Here is a 17,283-nt window from a genome sequence, read left to right on the forward strand (position 1 = left end):
GGGCTCACCAGCCCCTCGAAGGTGCGCTAGGCTCAGCCTGCGATACGCAAAGGTATGGCGCTTTCGACCTCTTTACGGATCTCTTCGATCAGCGCCATTGCGGCAGGGTTCCGTCGTTTCAGGTGTGTCCGCGCGACATAGGCAATGTCGGGCGGTTCGGGGAACAGGTCGTCAATGATCTCCATATCCGGTGTGACATGCAGGCCATTAAGCAGCGCAACGCCCAACCCCGAACGTACTGCCGACTGGATGCCGGCAGCACTGGGGCATTCCAGAACATTGTCGAACCGATGCGGCCCGTGACCCATGCCCCAGAGCCGATAAAAGCACTGGCTGTCGAAGGACAGGAACGGCACAGGGGCGGTGAGGTCGACGTGAAACTCGGGTGATTTGACCCAATGCAGATCGTCCTCGAACAGGATCAGGTCATCGGGCAGCACGTCCTGGCGAAAGATCTGCATGACCGCCACGTCCAGCTCACCGGCCTTGAGCCAGGCCTGCACGTTCAGGCTTTGGCTGGTGCGCGTGCGGACCTGCACGTCGGGGTAGAGCCGCGTGAAGCGACCCAGAATCCGGGCGATGCCGCTGGTGGTGGTGTCTTCGGTCATCCCCAGACGAATGGTGCCGGACAGTGGTTTCTTACCCAAGGCCGCCAGGGCTTCGTCATGCAATTCGGTGATCCGCCGGGCGTAGTCGCACAGCCGCTGACCGGCGTCTGTGAACAGCGGGCCTCCGGAACGGCGGGCCAGAAGATCGCAGTCCAACGCCTGCTCCAAACGTCGGATCTTGTGGCTGACCGCCGATTGCGACAGCGCCAGATGTTCTGCCGCCCGTGTCACGCCACCATGGGCCGCGATGGCGAGCAAGGCCCGAAGGGCGTCGATTTCCAGACGTTCGTTCATTTGCACCAGTATGACAAAATCAGATGGATGAATGACAATCATTCATTTGAGTCACATCCTAGCGCCGGTTTAACCAAGAGGAAAGACAAATCACCGGAGACCAATCATGTCACAACTCGTTACCGACCATGCTCTGATCAACAACACTCGTATTGCACACGGCACCTATGGCGCAGGCGAACCCGTCGTGCTGATCCACGGCACGCCGTCCTCATCCCATATCTGGCGCAACGTGCTGCCGGTACTGGTTGACGCGGGTTACAAGGTTCATGTCTACGACCTGTTGGGTTTTGGTTTGTCCGAACGCCCTTGGGACCCGTCGGTTGATACATCGGTTGCCGCGCAGGTTCCGATCCTCGAGGGGTTGCTGGACTTGTGGGGGCTGGATGACCTGCACGTGATCTCGCATGATATCGGCGGCGCGGTGGCCCCGCGGTTTGCCGTCCAGTCGCCCGACCGGGTGCGGTCGCTGACCATGATCGACGTCGTCAGCTTTGACAGTTGGCCTTCGAAACGAACCAAGGAACAGATGCAAGCGGGTCTGCAATCTCTGATCGATGCACCCGATACCCTGCACCGGGAACACTTTCGTAAGTGGCTTTTCTCGGCCGTCGTAAACAAACAGCGTCTGGCCGATTCGGCGCTGGAAACGTATCTGGACTTTATCAGCGGACCCATCGGGCAGGGCAGCTTGTTCCAGCATCAGGTCCGGCACTATGACCCCAAGCACACCAATAGCATCGACTATGCGAAACTCGGCGCATTGCCGGTTCAACTGATCTGGGGGGCAGATGACGCGTGGCAGGTGGTCGACTGGGCGCACAAGTTGCATGACACTATTCCGGGGTCGGAGCTGCACATTCTGGAAAACTGCGGGCACTTCGCGATGGAGGATCAGCCCGAGCAGATATCGGCCTTGTTAGTCGACTTCCTCAAGCGAAAGGGGTGAGTCATGGCCAAAATCGACACCTCTCGCCGTGGCCTGACGACCGTATTCGAAGTCACCGGATCGGTGCTGGCAATGGCTTATGCCCTGCTGATTGCGTCGAATACAGGGGCAGAGATTCTGGGCTTTGTGCTGTTGCTGTTGTCCGCAGGCCTGTTCGCAGCCTGGGCAGCGATCGACCGGCGTTGGACCTTTCTGTTGCTGCAGGGGTTTTACGCGACCTCGGCCATTATCGGGCTGATCCGCTGGGCGTAAACTTCGCATAGGGCTGCCGCGGATTTCCTGCTAGGACAGCCCTATGCGCGATGGAAACAGAATCGAGATCGGCTTTCTGCTGTTTGACGGCTTTCCCATGGCCTGCCTGACCTCGGTGATCGAGCCGTTGCGGGCGGCCAATGAAATCGCTGGGCAAGAGGCATTCTGCTGGTCCCTGATCTCGGAGCGCGGGCAAAAGATTCAATCCAGTGCCGGGGTCGGATTCGAGGCCGAGCGCTCGCTGGTCGAATGCAAAGACATCGACATTCTGTTCCTGCTCAGCAGCCCGACCTCGGTTTTTGATAATCCGACGGCCGGGAACGGCGTGTTGCGCAGCCTTGGTCGACACGGCACGGTTCTTGGCGGCATCAGCGCCGGGGTCTTTCCCTTGGTGCGATCAGGGGTCATGCAAGGTCACCCGGTTTCGGTCCATTGGTGTTATGAAGCCGCGTTCGAGGCCAAGTTTCCTGACATGGATGCTCGCAGCGAGGTGATCGTCAAAAGCGCCAGCCGATACACCGTGTCCGGTGCTGCGGCGGGTTTTGATCTGGCACTGCACCTGATTGAGGACCGGCTGGGTGGTGATGTGGCGCACGAGGTTGCCTGTTGGTTCCAGCACCCGATGATGCGTGGGGCAGGGGTTCGGCAGCAGGTGCCCAGTGCGAATGCGCCGGATACAGGAGACAGCCTGCCGCCGTTGGTGTCCCGTTGTGTAGCGCTGTTTGGGGCGCATATGAGCCAACCGATTTCAATCGCGGATCTGGCCCAGCAAACTGGCGTCACGCCCCGCCAGATCGAGCGCGCCTTCAAGCAAGCGACGGGGCAAAGTCCAACCCACTATTACCGCGCCATGCGCATGAAGGCGGCGCGGCAGATGGTGGTCTATACCAAGGACCCGATCCCCGAGATTGCCGAGGCCGTCGGATACAGCTCGGTCTCGCCTCTGGTGACCCATTACCGCGCGGCCTTTGGGCTCAGCCCCAGCGAAGACAGGCGTCGCATCAACCGTTTTCGGGTCGAAGACAACGCCCCTCTGCCCTCGGTCTGAGGGGGTTATTGCACCGAGCGCATCGCCGTGACGATAGCGTGATGCAGCGAACCGGCCGAAGATCGCGGGCCGTACAGGCTGACCTTTTCGGGTGTCCGGCAAATCACAAAACACCCGACGTGATGGATCGAACAGCGTGCGGCGCTGCCCTTGTCGAACCGGCGCAGATCAAGCTGGCACAGCAACTCCAGCACTGCTGGTATGCTATCGCCGCTCAGATCAAACCGGGTCCACGCGTCCGTCTGCTCCGTCACCGAAGCCGTATCACCGACGGTTGCCTTGACTTGGTCCGCGAGGCCTTCATGGCTGTCATACGGGGCTTCGACCATCCATTGGTCCGGACCAACCCAAAACGCTGTGATCATTGTGCCAGCCCAGCGGCCAACATCTGGCGTGGGCGCGTCAATCAGCGTGGCCAACGCCTTGGCGGCGCTGGTTTCCTGCCCCATGCGCGCGGCAACAGATGCCAGCGCTACTTCGGGAACTTCGGTGCACGTAACGCCACCCACGGTATCTACACGCGGCTCAGCTCCGCCCAAGGCGGTTATCGCAACAAGATCATGCACGCAGACGTTCTCCTTCAGGATCGACGAAATGGGCCGAGACGAGTTCCACCTCAACTGTCAGGCTGGTCAGGGGGGAGACCAGGCGCATTTTCTCGCCCAGCCGCTCTGAACCGTTTTTGACCAGACCAAGCCCGATATTGCTGTTCAGAATGGGCGAGTAAACGGCCGAGGTGACATAGCCCTGATCATGGGCTGCATCGACAGGTCCGTCAGCCTTCATCAGGTGTCCGCCCGCGGTGATCTTATCCTCGGCCAGCAGAGGTTTGATCCCCACAAGTCGCAGCCCATCCGGTTCGACCAGTGCTTCTCGTTCCGAGAGGACCGAGCCGATGCTGTCTTTTTTCTTCGACACCATCTTGCCCAGCCCAAGGTTCAGCGCCGTGGTGGTGCCGTTCAACTCGTTGCCGGCCGCGTGGCCTTTTTCGACCCGCATCACGCCCAGTGCTTCGGTGCCATATGGCACAACGTCGAACTCTTCGCCTTCCGCCATCAGACGCCGCATCAGCGCATCACCATAGCGAGAGGGCACGGCGATCTCATAGGCCAGCTCACCCGAGAACGAGATCCGGAACAGCCGCGCCCGCAGGCCGCCGCAGACGGTGACGTTGCCGCAGGCCATGAAGGGGAACGCCTCGTTCGAGATGTCGAACTCGGGGTCGACGATCTTTTGCAGCAGCTTGCGTGCGTTCGGTCCGGCAACGGCATATTGCGCCCAGCCTTCGGTGGTCGAGATCAGTTGCACGTCCATATCGGGGCATAGGCATTGGCGCACAAATTCCATGTGGCGATAGACACTTACAGCGTTGGCTGTGGTCGTGGTGACGACGAAGTGATCTTCGGCCAGCCGCGCGGCGGTGCCGTCGTCCATGACCATCCCGTCTTCGCGCAGCATCAGGCCATAGCGGGTTTTACCCACGGCCAGTTTGGCAAAGCCGTTGGCATAGATGCGGTTCAGGAATTCGGCTGCATCTGTTCCTTGAACGTCGATCTTGCCCAATGTGGTGCAGTCGCACACTCCGACAGAGGCACGGGTTTGGCGTACCTCGCGGTCCACGGATTGCCGCCAGTGTGTTTCACCGGGCAGGGGGAACCACTGCGCGCGCAGCCAGTTGCCAACCTCGACAAACACCGCGCCGCGATCCTTGGCCCAGTAGTGTGAAGGCGTCAGACGGGTCGGGTGAAACTCCTGCCCCTTCATCCGGCCCGCGAAGGTGGCGATCGGAACCGGCGTGTAAGGCGGGCGGAAGATCGTAGTGCCGACCTCCGGGATCGACTTGCCTGCCACCTCGGCCATGATGGCCAACCCGGTGATGTTCGAGGTCTTGCCCTGATCGGTCGCCATGCCCAGCGTGGTATAGCGTTTCAGGTGCTCGACCGAGCGGAAGCCTTCCTGATAGCTGAGTTTGACGTCTTTGACGGTTACGTCGTTCTGCTGGTCCACCCAGGCGCGCTTGCAACCCTGCACGTACCAGAAAGGCGTCTGAATGACCGGAGCGTCCTCGGCCTCGGGCAGGTCGGGCAGGGCACCTGTCAGGTTCAGCGCCTTGGCTGCCCCTTCGGCACCGGATTGCAGGGCGCCACAGGTCGACATGATCCCGGTTGCGGCACCAGCCACGGACATGCCCACGGGCAGTTCCCCACCGGGAACAAAAGCTGCCAGCGCTTCGTTCCAGACCGGGCGTCCGCGTTGGTGACAGGTCAGGTGGACATTCGGGTTCCAGCCCCCGGACACGCCCAGCGCACCGCAATCCAAGGTCCGGGTCGATCCATCGGGCAAGGAGATTTCGGCAAAGCTCAGCCCGTGGCGGCCTTTGGTGTTAATGACCTGAGCACCCTTCAGAACTTCGTAGTCATAGCTGGAAGGTGCATCCTCGCGCACATCCACAACAGCTGCGATCTTGACGCCTTTGGCGTGCAGGTCGGTGGCGGTGCGGTGGCCGTCGTCGTTGTTGGTGAAGATTGCCACGCGCTGCGACGCTGTGACCGCATACCGGTTGGCATAAGTCCGCAAGGCGCTGGCCATCATGACGCCGGGCCGGTCATTGTTTTCGAAGGCAATCGGGCGTTCCGTGGCTCCGGCGCAAAGCAGCGTCTTTTGCGTGTAGATACGCCACAGAATCTGACGCGGTTTACCAGCGGGCAGGGTGGCCAGGTGATCTCCGGTCCGCTCCACTGCGCCGTAAATCCCGTGGTCGAACGCGCCGATTACGGTTGTGCGCGGCATCAGGCGGACGTTGGGCATCGAAGACAGTTCCGCCACCACCTGCGCGGCCCAGTCCGAGGCGCTGCGGTCACCGACCGCAATGGTTTCGCTGTTCAGACGTCCGCCGAGTGTGAAGTCCTCATCTGCCAGAATTACGTCTGCTCCGGCGCGGCCAGCGGTCAGCGCCGCCATCAGGCCAGACGGTCCGGCACCGATGATCAGCAGGTCACAGTGGCGGAAGCCCTTGTCGTACTCGTCCGGGTCGGCCTCCATCGACAGGGACCCCAAGCCAGCAGCGCGACGGATTATTGGCTCGTAGATCTTTTCCCAGAACGCAGCTGGCCACATGAAGGTCTTGTAGTAGAACCCGGCCGACAGGAAGTTCGAGAACATGTCGTTCACCGCCAGCGCATCGAATTTGAGGCTGGGCCAACGGTTCTGCGAATACGCCTCCAGCCCGTCGAACATCTCAGTTGTTGTTGCGCGGGTGTTGGGCTCTTTCCGGGCACCCGTGCGCAGTTCGACCATGCCGTTGGGTTCCTCTGATCCTGCGGTCAGCAACCCACGCGGGCGGTGGTACTTGAACGACCGCCCGATCAGACGCACATCGTTGGCCAGCAGGGCCGAGGCCAGAGTGTCACCGGGGTGGGCAGTATAACTGCGCCCGTCGAACCGGAAGCTCAGAGACGTGTTGCGGTCGATCTGGCCGCCATCAAGCCTGTTGGTCTGTGTCATTTGGATCGCCCCCGAGCGCGGGCCACGTCGCGGGCCAGTTCCACCTTTGAAATCTCATGCGTCAGCGTGTTGCGCGTTACGACCAGCCACGAGCGATCTCCGGCCTCGTGGTACCAAAGCTCCTGATGCTCACCGGCGGGGTTGTCGCGCAGATAGCCGTATTCATAGAACGCCTCGGCTGCGTTGTCGGCCTGCCAGTCTGGGCGGTTGATCAGTGACGCGTCGCCCAGATAAGTGAATTCCGAGGCATCGCGCGGGCCCAGAAGGGGATGGTTGATAATCATGGAACGGTCCCCTCAGTGCAGGTTGGGCTGGTTGCCCACGCCTTTTTCGTCGATCATCCGACCCGTCTTGAACCGGTCGAGGCGATAGGCGGTGACAACCGGGTGTGGTTCGTCCTTCGCCAGAAGATGCGCAAAGCAATGGCCCGAGGCCGGGGTCGCCTTGAATCCGCCGTAACACCAGCCACCGTTGAAATAGAGACCTTCGACCGGCGTGCGGTCGATGATGGGCGAGCCGTCCATCGACATGTCCATCACACCGCCCCACATCCGCAGCAAGCGCGCGCGCCCGATCATCGGCATCAGGGCCATTCCGCCTTCGCAAACATCCTCGACCACCGGCAGGTTGCCGCGTTGGGCGTAGGTATTGTAGCCATCGATGTCACCACCAAAGACCAGCCCGCCCTTGTCGGACTGGCTGACATAGAAATGCCCCGCGCCAAAGGTGATGACGCTGGGCAAGACCGGTTTCAGGCCCTCGGATACAAAAGCCTGCAGGACGTGGCTTTCGATGGGCAGGCGCATGCCAGCCATTCCCATCACGCGGCTGGAACTGCCGGCAACCGCGCAACCCACTTTGTTCGCGCCGATGAAGCCCTTGGTGGTCTCGACCCCCAGACATTTTCCGTTCTCAATCCGCAGGCCGGTGACCTCGCAGTTCTGGATGATATCGACGCCGTGCATATCGGCAGACCGGGCAAAGCCCCAGGCCACCGCATCATGGCGGGCAGTGCCTGCGCGGCGCTGCACCAGACCGCCTTTGATCGGAAAGCGGGCGTCGTCGAAATTCAGGTAGGGGTGCTCCTTGCGCACCTGATCAGCATCCAGCAACTCGGCATCCGCGCCGTTCAGGATCATCGCATTGCCGCGCCGGGTATAGGCGTCGCGCTGACCGTCGGTGTGGAACAGGTTGATGATCCCGCGCTGGCTCATCATCGCATTGTAGTTCAGGTCTTGCTCCAACCCTTCCCACAGCTTCATCGAGAACTCGTAAAACGGCTCGTTCCCGTCCAGCATGTAGTTCGAACGGACAATGGTGGTGTTCCGTCCCACATTGCCACCGCCGATCCAGCCTTTTTCCACCACGGCCACGTTGCGCTGACCATAGACCTTGGACAGGTAGTGCGCCGTAGCGAGGCCATGGCCTCCGCCACCGATCACGACGATGTCGTAATGGGCCTTGGGTTCGGGCTCGCGCCAGACCGGCTTCCACCCTTTGTGGCCGGTAAGCGCCTCTTTGATGACTCGAAAGCCGGAATATCGCATGAATCGGACCTTTTTCGCCAGAATTCACTATTTTGAGGCGCTTGAATATCCTCAGATGCGACATCGACGTGATTGAATCAGACTTGATTGTGAGTCTCTTCACGCTGAATTTCGGTAAACCACTGCACAAAGGCGTCAACCTCGGGCGATCGCCGCTGCACTGCCAGAAAGTACCCTTCGCTGGCCGGGGCAGAGGCATCTGATGCAGGCACGACCTGACCGGTTTGCAGGGCGTGACCGGCGATCAGGGCGTTGACCAAGGCAACGCCGTTTCCGGTTGTGGCGAGTTGCAGGGCAAGGCCATAGGAATCGACATAGAACGCAGGGGCACCAACCGGCAGGCCGGTCGCTTCGGCCCAGGACCCCCAGTTGTCCGATGTGCCAACAGTTCCAATAAGCGGCAGATCTTGCAGGCCGCCCGAAAGGTGCGGTGCCTTCACCGCGATCAGGTGGTTGGGCCGCAGTGCCGTTGCATCCCGGCCCACCTGCTTTTCAGACCCGAACCGAATTTCGACATCCGCGCGAGAGGCGGCGAATTCATCGGGCCAGATCGTACTGACGAACCGCACGGACGTATCAGGGTTCTGCTGCTGAAACTGGGGCAGGGCCGGGGAAATCACCCATTCCAGCACACTGACCGAGGCCGCAACGGTAATATGCCGCGCCCGTTCCTCGGCCAGATAGGGCGAGGCGGCGGAATGCAACATCTCAAGCGCGGCTTCGACCTGCGGCAGCAGCTTGCGGCCTTCGTCGGTCAGGGACAGCCCGCGCGCATGGCGGTGAAACAGCACCACGCCCAACCGGGTTTCCAATGATCTGATCTGCTGGCTGACGGCGGATTGCGTCAGTCCGATTTCCTCGGCGGCGGCGGTCGAACTGAGCCGTCGGGCCGCCGCTTCGAACGATCTGAACCATGTCAGGGGGGGCAGGGATTTCGACATTGGTAACCTACATATTAGAGTCATTAATACCTAAGACCGAAGTTCTTTCGTTTGTCAAAGCGGCCCCCGGACGAGGATAGTTTGCTAACGATGAAAAAGGGGGCGCTCGTGGAGCCAAATATTCGGAAAATCGTGACCTATGACGAAGAAGTTCTGGTCGAAGGATTTCGCAAGGCCGAGCGCCCGTGGCGCATGTTCGCAGTGGCCGCCGTGGTATCGAACCCCTGGGCGGGCCGGTATGTCGAAGACCTGCGACCCGAGATACTGAGCTTTGCCCCGATCCTGGGCGCAGAGTTGACCAGCCGGATGATCGCTCTGGTGGGCAGCGGTGATGCCATCGAAGCCTATGGCAAGGCCGCTGTGGTGGGGCTGGACGGCGAGGTCGAGCATGCCTCGGGCCTGATCCATACACTACATTTTGGTAATCACTTCCGGCAGGCGGTGGCTGCTAAATCGTATTTGTCTTTCACCAACACGCGCGGTCCGGCTAACGCGCCGATCATGGTGCCGTTGATGGACAAGAACGATGCGGGCCGCCGGTCTCATTACCTGACGCTGCAATTTGCCATTCCTGACGCCCCGCGCGCGGATGAGGTGGTAATCGTGCTGGGTGGCGCAACCTCGGGGCGGCCTCATCATCGGATCGGAGACAGGTATCAGGACTTGAAGGATCTGGGTCATGACGTGGACAACCCGGCCTCGGTCTGATTTCGGCAATCTGGCCGCGATTGATGCGGGCACGGGGCCGCTGGTCGTTCTGCTGCACGGCGTCGGCTTACGAGCCGAGGCGTGGGGCGGGCAGATCGAGCCGCTGGTCTCTGCCGGGTATCGCGTGCTGTGCCCGGATATGCCCGGGCATGGCGACACACCGTTCTCTGCGGTCGAAGGGCTGGACAGCTATGCCGCTCCGGTTGCTGCGTTGATACAGGAACCTGCCGTACTGATCGGGCATTCGATGGGGGCGCTGATTGCAACGCATATCGCGGCCTTGGGAAACCCGAATGTCAAAGGCGTTGCCGCTTTGAACGCTATTTTTCAGCGGCCGGATGCAGCCCGACAAGCGGTCTTGTCGCGGGCGTATGCGTTGGATGAGGCGCAGCCAATCGATCCGACGGTCACTCTGCAACGGTGGTTTGCCGAGGATGCGTCGGCGGAACGCGACGCCTGTGCGCGCTGGCTGCAGGAGGTCGATCCGCGCGGTTATAAAGCGGCGTACACGGTGTTCGCTGAAAGCGATGGACCGACCAAGGCGCAACTGGCTGCAATCGCTTGCCCGGCCTTGTTCCTCACCGGCGCCGATGAGCCAAACTCGACCCCGCGGATGTCGTGCGACATGGCCAGGTTGGCGCCGCGGGGGCGGGCCGAGATCATCCCGAACGCCGCGCATATGATGCCGATGACCCACGCGGATGCGGTCAACGAAATCCTGTTGCGCTTTCTGCAGGAGTGCTTGCCATGATGACGCTTGATCCGCGCGCCCTGCGCGATGCCTTTGGCAGCTTTATGACCGGAGTGACGGTGGTGACAACACGCGATGCGACCGGCGCTCCGGTCGGGTTCACGGCCAACTCCTTTTCCTCCGTGTCCCTTGATCCGCCGCTGTTGCTGGTCTGTCCGGGGAAGTTCCTGTCCAGCTATGAGGTTTTCACCAAATGCAGACACTTCGCCGTCAATGTTTTGGCCGAGGGGCAGCAGGACGTCTCCAACACCTTTGCTGGGTACAAGGGAGATCGGTTCGCCAAAGTCGCCCACCGGAACGGTGTGCACGACCTGCCTCTGATCGACGGGGCGCTGGCGCAGTTCTGCTGTGAAACGCATCAAGCCATCCCCGCGGGAGATCATACCATTCTGATGGGTCAAGTGTGCGAGTTCTCGCACGCTGCGGGTGACGGCCTTGGCTATGTAAGCGGGTCCTATTTCAGCCTTGGGCTGGAGCGTGAGATGGACTCGAAAGTGCCAACACTTTGCGGCGCAATCATAACGGCAGATGACAAGGTTCTGTTGGAGCATCAAGACGGGCGTTTCCGCCCCGTTCAGGTCGCGGGGGCCGAACCCGGTGGCCAGCGAAACAGGCTGGCGCAGGGGCTGGCCAAGCGGGGCATTCAGGCGCGGATCGATCAGGTCTATTCTGCGTTCAACGATGCGGACACCAAGCTGCACTACACGTTCTTTCTGGCATCGGCCGAACAGGCCGCACCGCCCGAAAACACCCGTTGGGTCGCGGTCGAGGACCTGCCCAACCTGACCTATGCCACACCCGGCATTCACCACATGATGACCCGCTTTGCGCGCGAGGCCCAGACCGGCGATTTCGCCCTCTATCTGGGCGACGCTGAGCGGGGCGACATTCACAGTTTTCGCTAAAGGAGCCGGATGATGGAGTTTTCTCTGTTTGCCCATATGGAGCGTCTTACGCCCGACCAGCCTCATGATGTTCTCTATGACGAATTCGTGGGTCTGGCGAAAATGGCCGATGAAGGGGGCATGCGCGCGGTCTGGACCGGTGAGCATCACGGGATGGAATTTACCATTGCGCCCAACCCGTTCCTGCCTCTGGTCGATCTTGCACATCACACCAAGAATGTCCGTCTGGGCACGGGTACCGTGATCGCGCCGTTCTGGCATCCGATCAAACTGGCTGGCGAAGCCGCGGCGGCGGACCAGATCACCAAGGGCCGCATCGAGTTGGGGGTCGCCCGCGGTGCCTATTCCTTTGAATACGAGCGTCTGGCACCGGGCATGGACGCGTGGGAGGCCGGTCAAAAGATGCGTGAATCCACGCCTCTGCTGCCGAAGATTTGGGCAGGGGACTGCGCGCATGAGGGCGAGTTCTATTCCTTCCCGGCGACGACTTCGGCCCCGAAACCGTTGCAGGATGGCGGCCCTCCGATCTGGATCGCGGCGCGTGATCCCAACAGTCACGAATTCGGCGTTCATAACGGGTTCAACATTCAGGTCACGCCACTGTGGCAGGGGATGGAAGAGATCGAGACATTGATAGGTCGTTTCAACGATGCCTGTGACAGTTATGCCGGGCCGCGCCCAAAAATCATGCTGTTGCACCACACCTATGTTGGTAAGGACGATGCGGATGTGACGCAGGGGATCGAGGATTTGCGGCGCTATTACAATTACTTCGGCGCTTGGTTCCTGAACAAGCGCCCCATTCAGCAGGGGCTGATCGAACCGATCTCGCCTGAGGAAATGGACGCAAACCCGATGTACACCACCGAGAAGCTGGGCCAGGACCTGACCGTCGGAACGGCGCAGCAGGTAATCGACCGTATCAAACGCTATGAGGATCTGGGCTATGATGAATTTTCGTTCTGGGTCGACAGCGGCATGACCAACGACCGCAAACGCGCCTCGCTGGCGCGGTTCATCGACGATGTCATGCCAGCCTTTCAGTGAGGATCACCATGGGAAATCTTCCGCATTTTCAGCTGTTCATTGATGGCGACTGGACCGAGGGGTCGGACGGTCAGGTCATGACATCCGAGAACCCGGCGACCGGGCAGGGTTGGGCCACTTTTGCCTGCGCCTCGGCTGGTGATGTTGATCGCGCTATTGCCGCGGCCAGACGGGTTCTGGACGATCCTGAGTGGCGCGACATGACACAAACCGCGCGGGGTAAGCTGCTTTATCGTCTGGCCGATCTGGTGGCCGAAAACGCCGCGCGGCTGGGAGAGTTGGAGACAACCGACAGCGGCAAGCTGTTGGCGGAGACCTCGGCACAGACGGGGTATGTGGCGGACTACTATCGCTATTTTGCGGGGTTGGCGGACAAGGTTGAAGGCACGGTCCTGCCCATCGATAAGCCTGACATGCACGTTTTCACGACACGAGAACCGATCGGTGTTGTGGCGGCCATCGTGCCGTGGAACGCGCAGATGTTCCTGACGGCTACCAAATTGGGTCCGGCCCTCGCGGCGGGGTGCTCGGTGGTGTTGAAAGCCTCGGAAATCGCGCCTGCTCCGATGTTGGAATTTGCCCGGTTGATCGAACAGGCCGGGTTCCCACCCGGGGTTGTCTCGGTCATCACCGGCGACGCCGAGAATTGCGCCATTCCGCTGACCCGTCATCCCGATATCGACCGGATCGCCTTTACCGGCGGGCCAGAGACCGCGCGGCACGTGGTGCGCAATTCGGCCGAAAACTTTGCGGTGACCTCGCTGGAACTGGGCGGCAAGTCCCCGATCCTTGTGTTCGACGACAGTGATCTGGACGGCGCGGCGAACGGGTTGATCGCGGGGAATTTCGGGGCTTCGGGCCAAAGCTGCGTGGCGGGAACGCGCGGGCTGGTGCATCGCACCATTCTGGAGCCGTTGATTGAACGGATCGAACAGAAAGCCAGCGCCATTCGCTTGGGTGATCCGCTGCACTCCGGTACGCATGTTGGCCCGCTCTGCACCGCAGCGCAGGTGCGCAAGATCGAGGCGACATTGGCCACGGCGCGGGGACAGGGCGCGGTGATCCGCTTTGGCGGCGCGCCCGCGGATCGTCCGGGCAACTACATGACGCCGACGCTGGTACAATGCACCTCACCCGAGACTGAAACGCTGAAGGTTGAGATGTTCGGGCCAGTGATGTCTCTGCTGGCCTTCGATACCGAAGAAGAGGCCATCGCGTTGGCGAACAGCACGCCCTACGGTCTGGGCTCGGGCATCTTCACGCAGAATCTGGCGCGGGCGCATCGCGTGTCTAAACGGATCAGGGCGGGGATTTGCTGGGTGAATACCTATCGTGCGATTTCTCCGATTGCACCGTTTGGCGGGTTCAATCAGTCAGGCTATGGCCGCGAGGCCGGGGTCGAGGCGATCCTTGACTATACCCGGACCAAGACAACCTGGATCAGCACTGCGCAAGAGCCGATGGCGAACCCGTTTGTAATGCGCTAAGCCTGTGTAAACGCAGGGGAGGGCACTAATGAAACTGGAGAGACCGAATTTCGCGGCACCTGCGGACGCGGATGAGCGCAAGGCCATTGCTCCGGTCATCTGCTACCCGCCCGAGACGTTGGAGCACCCGGACCTCACTGCGCTGGCCGCGTTGCGAGCTGGGGCCAGTAAGACCGCCGAGGCCGTCGCAGCCCCACGGGATGCCGCCTGCATCGACGTGCCCGCAGGCGCGTTTGTTCGGGTATTGTCGGTCGATGGACCGCAGGTCGGCGACCTGAACATGTGGAACAAGCACGACCTGACCGAGCGGTTCTATTCCGGCAAGACCCGCGCTTTGCACGGAACCCACCTGTCGACCGGTGACCGCATGTGGTCGAGCTTTCCGAACATGCGCCCGATGGCGACCATCGTGGACGATACGTTGGACTGGTATGGGTTTGATGCCTTCGGCGGTTCGGTTCATGACGTGATCGGCACACGCTGCGATCCCTATACCGGACGGTTGTTGTCCGGCGACAACTACCACTATTGCTGCCATTCGAACCTGACCCGTGCGCTGGCCAGCCATTGCGACCTGCCGCTGCACGAGGCCGAGATGCTGGTGCATGACGTGTTGAACGTCTTCATGTGCACCGGCTTTACCCGCGATACCGGGCAATACTTCATGAAGGCCAGTCCGGTGCGTCCTGGGGACTATCTGGAATTCTACGCCGAGATCGACCTGATCGTTGGTCTCTCGGCCTGTCCCGGAGGCGATTGTTCGTCCGAGCATTCCTCGGACGTAGCCGCCTGTTACCCGTTGGTGATGGAGGTCTATGATCCGGGCGAAGACGCACGTACGGCGCATGTTCAGCCGCCGCGATCCGCCTATGACCGGACCCATGGGACGGGTTAAGACGTCAGGCGACGCCCCAAACGGTTCAACATCCGACAGCATAGATCGAGCTGTTCGATCTCGACATACTCATCGGCCTTGTGTGCCTGTGTGATCGAACCCGGCCCGCAGACAATCGCGTGCACACCCAGTTGCTGAAACAACCCGGCCTCGGTGGCGAAGGCAACGACGCCTGTGCCGTTCGCGCCGGTCAATTCGGCAACAAGGTCTCGGGCTGCGTTGACGTCCATGGGTTCCAACCCTTCGACCTCGGCCACAGCCTCTTGCGTGATGCCGGCGTCCGGGTGAACCGCCAGCATTTCCGGCAGGAGAGTGTGCTGCACATAGTCCGACAGGGTATTGCGCACCAGTTCCGCATCGCTGGATTGAACCGGGCGCATTTCCCACGCAACTTCGGCCTTGCTGGCGATGACGTTATGGGCGACGCCGCCCGAGATGCGCCCGACATTGACCGTGGTCCATGGTGGCTCGAACGGGCTGCCTTTTGGCGCGCGGGATTTCAGGATGTGGCGTAACTCCAGCAGCTTGCCGATATAACGTGCCGCGTATTCCGCGGCGTTGACGCCGTCATCAGGGGCCGAGCTGTGCCCTTCGAGGCCGACAAAGCTGGTGGTGTATTCGAAGCAACCCTTGTGCCCCTCGATCACCCGCATCTCGGTGGGTTCGCCAATGATGGCGATATCCGGAACGATACCGCGCTTGGACAGGTCGTTGACGAGGTTCTGCGCTCCCAGGCACCCGGTTTCCTCGTCGTAGGTAAAGGCAAAATGCAGCGGTTGGGTCAGTTTGGCGGTATCCAGGGTCTCGGCAAAGGCCAGTGCTGCGGCGATGAAGCCCTTCATGTCACAGGTGCCACGACCAAATAGCTTGCCGTCGCGCTCGGTCATTTCAAACGGGTCGGTGGTCCAGTCCTGATCCGCCACCGGAACCACATCCGTATGGCCGGACAACAGGATGCCTCCGGGCAGGTCCGGCCCCAGCGTGGCAAAGACATTGGCCTTGGACCCGGTCGCATCCCGCGTTTCGATACATCGCGCACCCAGCGCCTCAAGCCGTTCGGTCAGGTAGCGGATGATCTCAAGGTTGCTGTCGGCGGACACTGTTTCAAAGGCGATCAGGTCGGCAAGAATTTCGGTGGTTCTGGTCAGGGTCATGGTTTCACAAACAGTTTGCGGGGCCGGTCGCAGAAACACTCGGCAGGTCCGGTTTCGGTGATCAGGATCGACTCGGTGATCTCTAGGCCCCAATCGTCCATCCAGAGGCCGGGCATGAAGTGGAAGGTCATGCCGGGTTCAAGAACGGTCTCATCCTCGGGACGCAGGGATATGGTGCGTTCGCCCCAATCCGGTGGATAGCTGAGGCCAACCGGATAGCCGCAACGCGCGCCGCGTTCGATCCCGGCACGTTCCAGTGGGGCGGCCAATGCCAGTGCGATATCGCGCGCCTGATTACCCGCACGGGCGGCGTCCAACCCGGCCTCGAGCCCTTCGACCAGTGCGGCCTCGGCCCGTAACAAGTGATCGGGTGGCTGGCCCAGAAAGACAGACCGGCAAAACGGCGTGTGATAGCGACGGTAACAGCCTGACAGTTCGAAAAACGTGCACTCGCCGGAATTGAAAGGCGCGCCATCCCATGTCAGGTGCGGGGCGGCGGCATCCGGACCCGAGGGCAGCAGGGGCACGATGGCGGCGTAATCCCCCCAGTCGTCGCCAACGCCCGAGATCGCGTCATGGTAAATCTGCGCAACCAACTCGTTCTTTCGCAGCCCGGGTTCGACCCGCTCCAGCACGCCGTCGATCACGTGTTCTGAAATCCGGGCAGCCTTGCGCATCAGGGCAATTTCCTCCCCGGACTTCACCGCGCGCTGCCAGTTCACCAGCGCGTTCGCGTCGACCAACTCAGCCTGCGGCAGTTCTGCCAGCAAGGTCAGATGCGCCTTGGCCGAGTAATAGTAGTTGTCCAACTCAACCCCGATTCGGCCCGCTGACAAACCGCAGTCCCGGATCAACTCCGCAAGGTCCTGCATCGGATGGCGAACGGTGGATTGCACATAGTGGTCCGCATAGCCGTTAATCCGGTCGTCCGGCATCCAGACCGTGCGCCTTGCGCCATTGGCGTCCTGGTTTCGCCCCCACCAGATCGGGTCGCGGTCATGCAGCACCAGAACGCCCTGATGCACATAGAAAGACCAGCCCTCATACCCGGTCAGCCACGCCATGTTCGACGGGTCTTCGACAAACAATGCGTCCAGACCAGCGGCGGCCATGGCTGCGCGCGTCTTTGTCAGCCGACGGTCATATTCGGCCTGGCTGAAAGCCGGATCGGCATGGGCCATGGACTGCTCCTG

General features: G+C 61.2%; 17 protein-coding genes. 9 read left to right on the plus strand and 8 right to left on the minus strand.

Annotated elements, in window-relative coordinates:
• Window positions 1–32: 32 nt before the first annotated feature.
• Entirely contained in the window at window positions 33–944 is a 912-nt protein-coding gene (locus tag GOX88_RS01530; RefSeq protein WP_254443263.1) for a LysR family transcriptional regulator, read from the minus strand.
• A 64-nt stretch (window positions 945–1,008) separates the two neighbouring features.
• Here GOX88_RS01530 and GOX88_RS01535 point away from each other — a divergent pair, with 64 nt between their 5' ends.
• From GOX88_RS01535 to GOX88_RS01545, 3 genes are read left to right on the plus strand one after another with little or no spacing between them, the layout of a single operon-like run.
• Window positions 1,009–1,851, plus strand: a complete 843-nt coding sequence (locus GOX88_RS01535; RefSeq protein WP_170398258.1) for an alpha/beta fold hydrolase — start codon at window positions 1,009–1,011, stop codon at window positions 1,849–1,851.
• A 3-nt stretch (window positions 1,852–1,854) separates the two neighbouring features.
• Window positions 1,855–2,103, plus strand: coding sequence for a hypothetical protein (locus GOX88_RS01540; RefSeq protein WP_170398260.1), 249 nt, complete (start codon window positions 1,855–1,857; stop codon window positions 2,101–2,103).
• 43 nt (window positions 2,104–2,146) lie between these two features.
• Window positions 2,147–3,151, plus strand: a complete 1,005-nt coding sequence (locus GOX88_RS01545; RefSeq protein WP_170398262.1) for a GlxA family transcriptional regulator — start codon at window positions 2,147–2,149, stop codon at window positions 3,149–3,151.
• Between the two features lie 5 nt (window positions 3,152–3,156).
• Here GOX88_RS01545 and GOX88_RS01550 read toward each other — a convergent pair whose 3' ends face one another.
• The 5 genes from GOX88_RS01550 to GOX88_RS01570 all read right to left on the minus strand — a co-directional run bounded on the left by GOX88_RS01550 (window position 3,157) and on the right by GOX88_RS01570 (window position 9,143).
• Window positions 3,157–3,717 (minus strand): sarcosine oxidase subunit gamma, encoded by a 561-nt coding sequence (locus GOX88_RS01550; protein ID WP_170398265.1) that lies wholly within the window; start codon window positions 3,715–3,717, stop codon window positions 3,157–3,159.
• The gene (locus GOX88_RS01555) at window positions 3,710–6,655 is read right to left on the minus strand and encodes a sarcosine oxidase subunit alpha family protein (protein ID WP_170398266.1); all 2,946 of its coding nucleotides are present in this window, start codon (window positions 6,653–6,655) and stop codon (window positions 3,710–3,712) included. The genes GOX88_RS01550 and GOX88_RS01555 overlap by 8 nt, the downstream gene beginning before the upstream one ends.
• The gene (locus tag GOX88_RS01560) at window positions 6,652–6,939 is read right to left on the minus strand and encodes a sarcosine oxidase subunit delta (RefSeq protein WP_170398268.1); all 288 of its coding nucleotides are present in this window, start codon (window positions 6,937–6,939) and stop codon (window positions 6,652–6,654) included. Before GOX88_RS01560 ends, GOX88_RS01555 begins: the two co-directional genes overlap by 4 nt.
• A 12-nt stretch (window positions 6,940–6,951) precedes the next feature.
• Complete coding sequence (locus tag GOX88_RS01565; RefSeq protein ID WP_170398270.1) at window positions 6,952–8,202, minus strand: sarcosine oxidase subunit beta family protein; 1,251 nt, start codon at window positions 8,200–8,202, stop codon at window positions 6,952–6,954.
• 77 nt (window positions 8,203–8,279) lie between these two features.
• On the minus strand, window positions 8,280–9,143 hold the full coding sequence (locus GOX88_RS01570) for a LysR family transcriptional regulator (protein ID WP_170398272.1): 864 nt from the start codon (window positions 9,141–9,143) through the stop codon (window positions 8,280–8,282).
• A gap of 108 nt (window positions 9,144–9,251) precedes the next feature.
• Between GOX88_RS01570 and GOX88_RS01575 the strand changes: the two genes are divergently transcribed.
• Genes GOX88_RS01575 through GOX88_RS01600 form a run of 6 tightly spaced genes read left to right on the plus strand, consistent with a single transcriptional unit; the run spans window position 9,252 to window position 14,936 of the window.
• The gene (locus GOX88_RS01575) at window positions 9,252–9,851 is read left to right on the plus strand and encodes an amino acid synthesis family protein (protein WP_367648051.1); all 600 of its coding nucleotides are present in this window, start codon (window positions 9,252–9,254) and stop codon (window positions 9,849–9,851) included.
• Complete coding sequence (locus GOX88_RS01580) at window positions 9,823–10,602, plus strand: alpha/beta fold hydrolase (RefSeq protein ID WP_170398276.1); 780 nt, start codon at window positions 9,823–9,825, stop codon at window positions 10,600–10,602. The genes GOX88_RS01575 and GOX88_RS01580 overlap by 29 nt, the downstream gene beginning before the upstream one ends.
• On the plus strand, window positions 10,599–11,507 hold the full coding sequence (locus GOX88_RS01585; RefSeq protein ID WP_170398278.1) for a flavin reductase family protein: 909 nt from the start codon (window positions 10,599–10,601) through the stop codon (window positions 11,505–11,507). Before GOX88_RS01580 ends, GOX88_RS01585 begins: the two co-directional genes overlap by 4 nt.
• Before the next feature lie 12 nt (window positions 11,508–11,519).
• On the plus strand, window positions 11,520–12,554 hold the full coding sequence (locus GOX88_RS01590; protein WP_170398281.1) for an LLM class flavin-dependent oxidoreductase: 1,035 nt from the start codon (window positions 11,520–11,522) through the stop codon (window positions 12,552–12,554).
• A gap of 8 nt (window positions 12,555–12,562) precedes the next feature.
• Complete coding sequence (locus tag GOX88_RS01595) at window positions 12,563–14,041, plus strand: aldehyde dehydrogenase (protein WP_170398284.1); 1,479 nt, start codon at window positions 12,563–12,565, stop codon at window positions 14,039–14,041.
• A 28-nt stretch (window positions 14,042–14,069) separates the two neighbouring features.
• Entirely contained in the window at window positions 14,070–14,936 is an 867-nt protein-coding gene (locus GOX88_RS01600) for an urea carboxylase-associated family protein (RefSeq protein ID WP_170398287.1), read from the plus strand.
• Here the strand turns inward: GOX88_RS01600 and argE are convergent.
• The gene (argE, locus tag GOX88_RS01605; RefSeq protein ID WP_170398291.1) at window positions 14,933–16,090 is read right to left on the minus strand and encodes an acetylornithine deacetylase; all 1,158 of its coding nucleotides are present in this window, start codon (window positions 16,088–16,090) and stop codon (window positions 14,933–14,935) included. The genes GOX88_RS01600 and argE overlap by 4 nt on opposite strands.
• Window positions 16,087–17,271 carry a M24 family metallopeptidase gene (locus GOX88_RS01610; RefSeq protein ID WP_170398295.1) on the minus strand — a complete coding sequence of 395 codons (1,185 nt, stop codon included), beginning with the start codon at window positions 17,269–17,271 and terminating at the stop codon, window positions 16,087–16,089. The genes argE and GOX88_RS01610 overlap by 4 nt, the downstream gene beginning before the upstream one ends.
• Between the last annotated feature and the right edge of the window lie 12 nt (window positions 17,272–17,283).

Origin of the sequence: Ruegeria arenilitoris (assembly GCF_013030985.1) — a bacterium.
Classification (GTDB): domain Bacteria; phylum Pseudomonadota; class Alphaproteobacteria; order Rhodobacterales; family Rhodobacteraceae; genus Ruegeria; species Ruegeria arenilitoris_B.

What these genes read in the sequence shown, in the direction of transcription:
- GOX88_RS01530 (WP_254443263.1), bottom strand. Translation starts at nt 944, where the DNA reads ATGATTGTCATTCATCCATCTGATTTTGTCATACTGGTGCAAATGAAC.
- GOX88_RS01535 (WP_170398258.1), top strand. Translation starts at nt 1,009, where the DNA reads ATGTCACAACTCGTTACCGACCATGCTCTGATCAACAACACTCGTATT.
- GOX88_RS01540 (WP_170398260.1), top strand. Translation starts at nt 1,855, where the DNA reads ATGGCCAAAATCGACACCTCTCGCCGTGGCCTGACGACCGTATTCGAA.
- GOX88_RS01545 (WP_170398262.1), top strand. Translation starts at nt 2,147, where the DNA reads ATGCGCGATGGAAACAGAATCGAGATCGGCTTTCTGCTGTTTGACGGC.
- GOX88_RS01555 (WP_170398266.1), bottom strand. Translation starts at nt 6,655, where the DNA reads ATGACACAGACCAACAGGCTTGATGGCGGCCAGATCGACCGCAACACG.
- GOX88_RS01560 (WP_170398268.1), bottom strand. Translation starts at nt 6,939, where the DNA reads ATGATTATCAACCATCCCCTTCTGGGCCCGCGCGATGCCTCGGAATTC.
- GOX88_RS01565 (WP_170398270.1), bottom strand. Translation starts at nt 8,202, where the DNA reads ATGCGATATTCCGGCTTTCGAGTCATCAAAGAGGCGCTTACCGGCCAC.
- GOX88_RS01570 (WP_170398272.1), bottom strand. Translation starts at nt 9,143, where the DNA reads ATGTCGAAATCCCTGCCCCCCCTGACATGGTTCAGATCGTTCGAAGCG.
- GOX88_RS01580 (WP_170398276.1), top strand. Translation starts at nt 9,823, where the DNA reads ATGACGTGGACAACCCGGCCTCGGTCTGATTTCGGCAATCTGGCCGCG.
- GOX88_RS01585 (WP_170398278.1), top strand. Translation starts at nt 10,599, where the DNA reads ATGATGACGCTTGATCCGCGCGCCCTGCGCGATGCCTTTGGCAGCTTT.
- GOX88_RS01590 (WP_170398281.1), top strand. Translation starts at nt 11,520, where the DNA reads ATGGAGTTTTCTCTGTTTGCCCATATGGAGCGTCTTACGCCCGACCAG.
- GOX88_RS01595 (WP_170398284.1), top strand. Translation starts at nt 12,563, where the DNA reads ATGGGAAATCTTCCGCATTTTCAGCTGTTCATTGATGGCGACTGGACC.
- GOX88_RS01600 (WP_170398287.1), top strand. Translation starts at nt 14,070, where the DNA reads ATGAAACTGGAGAGACCGAATTTCGCGGCACCTGCGGACGCGGATGAG.
- argE (WP_170398291.1), bottom strand. Translation starts at nt 16,090, where the DNA reads ATGACCCTGACCAGAACCACCGAAATTCTTGCCGACCTGATCGCCTTT.
- GOX88_RS01610 (WP_170398295.1), bottom strand. Translation starts at nt 17,271, where the DNA reads ATGGCCCATGCCGATCCGGCTTTCAGCCAGGCCGAATATGACCGTCGG.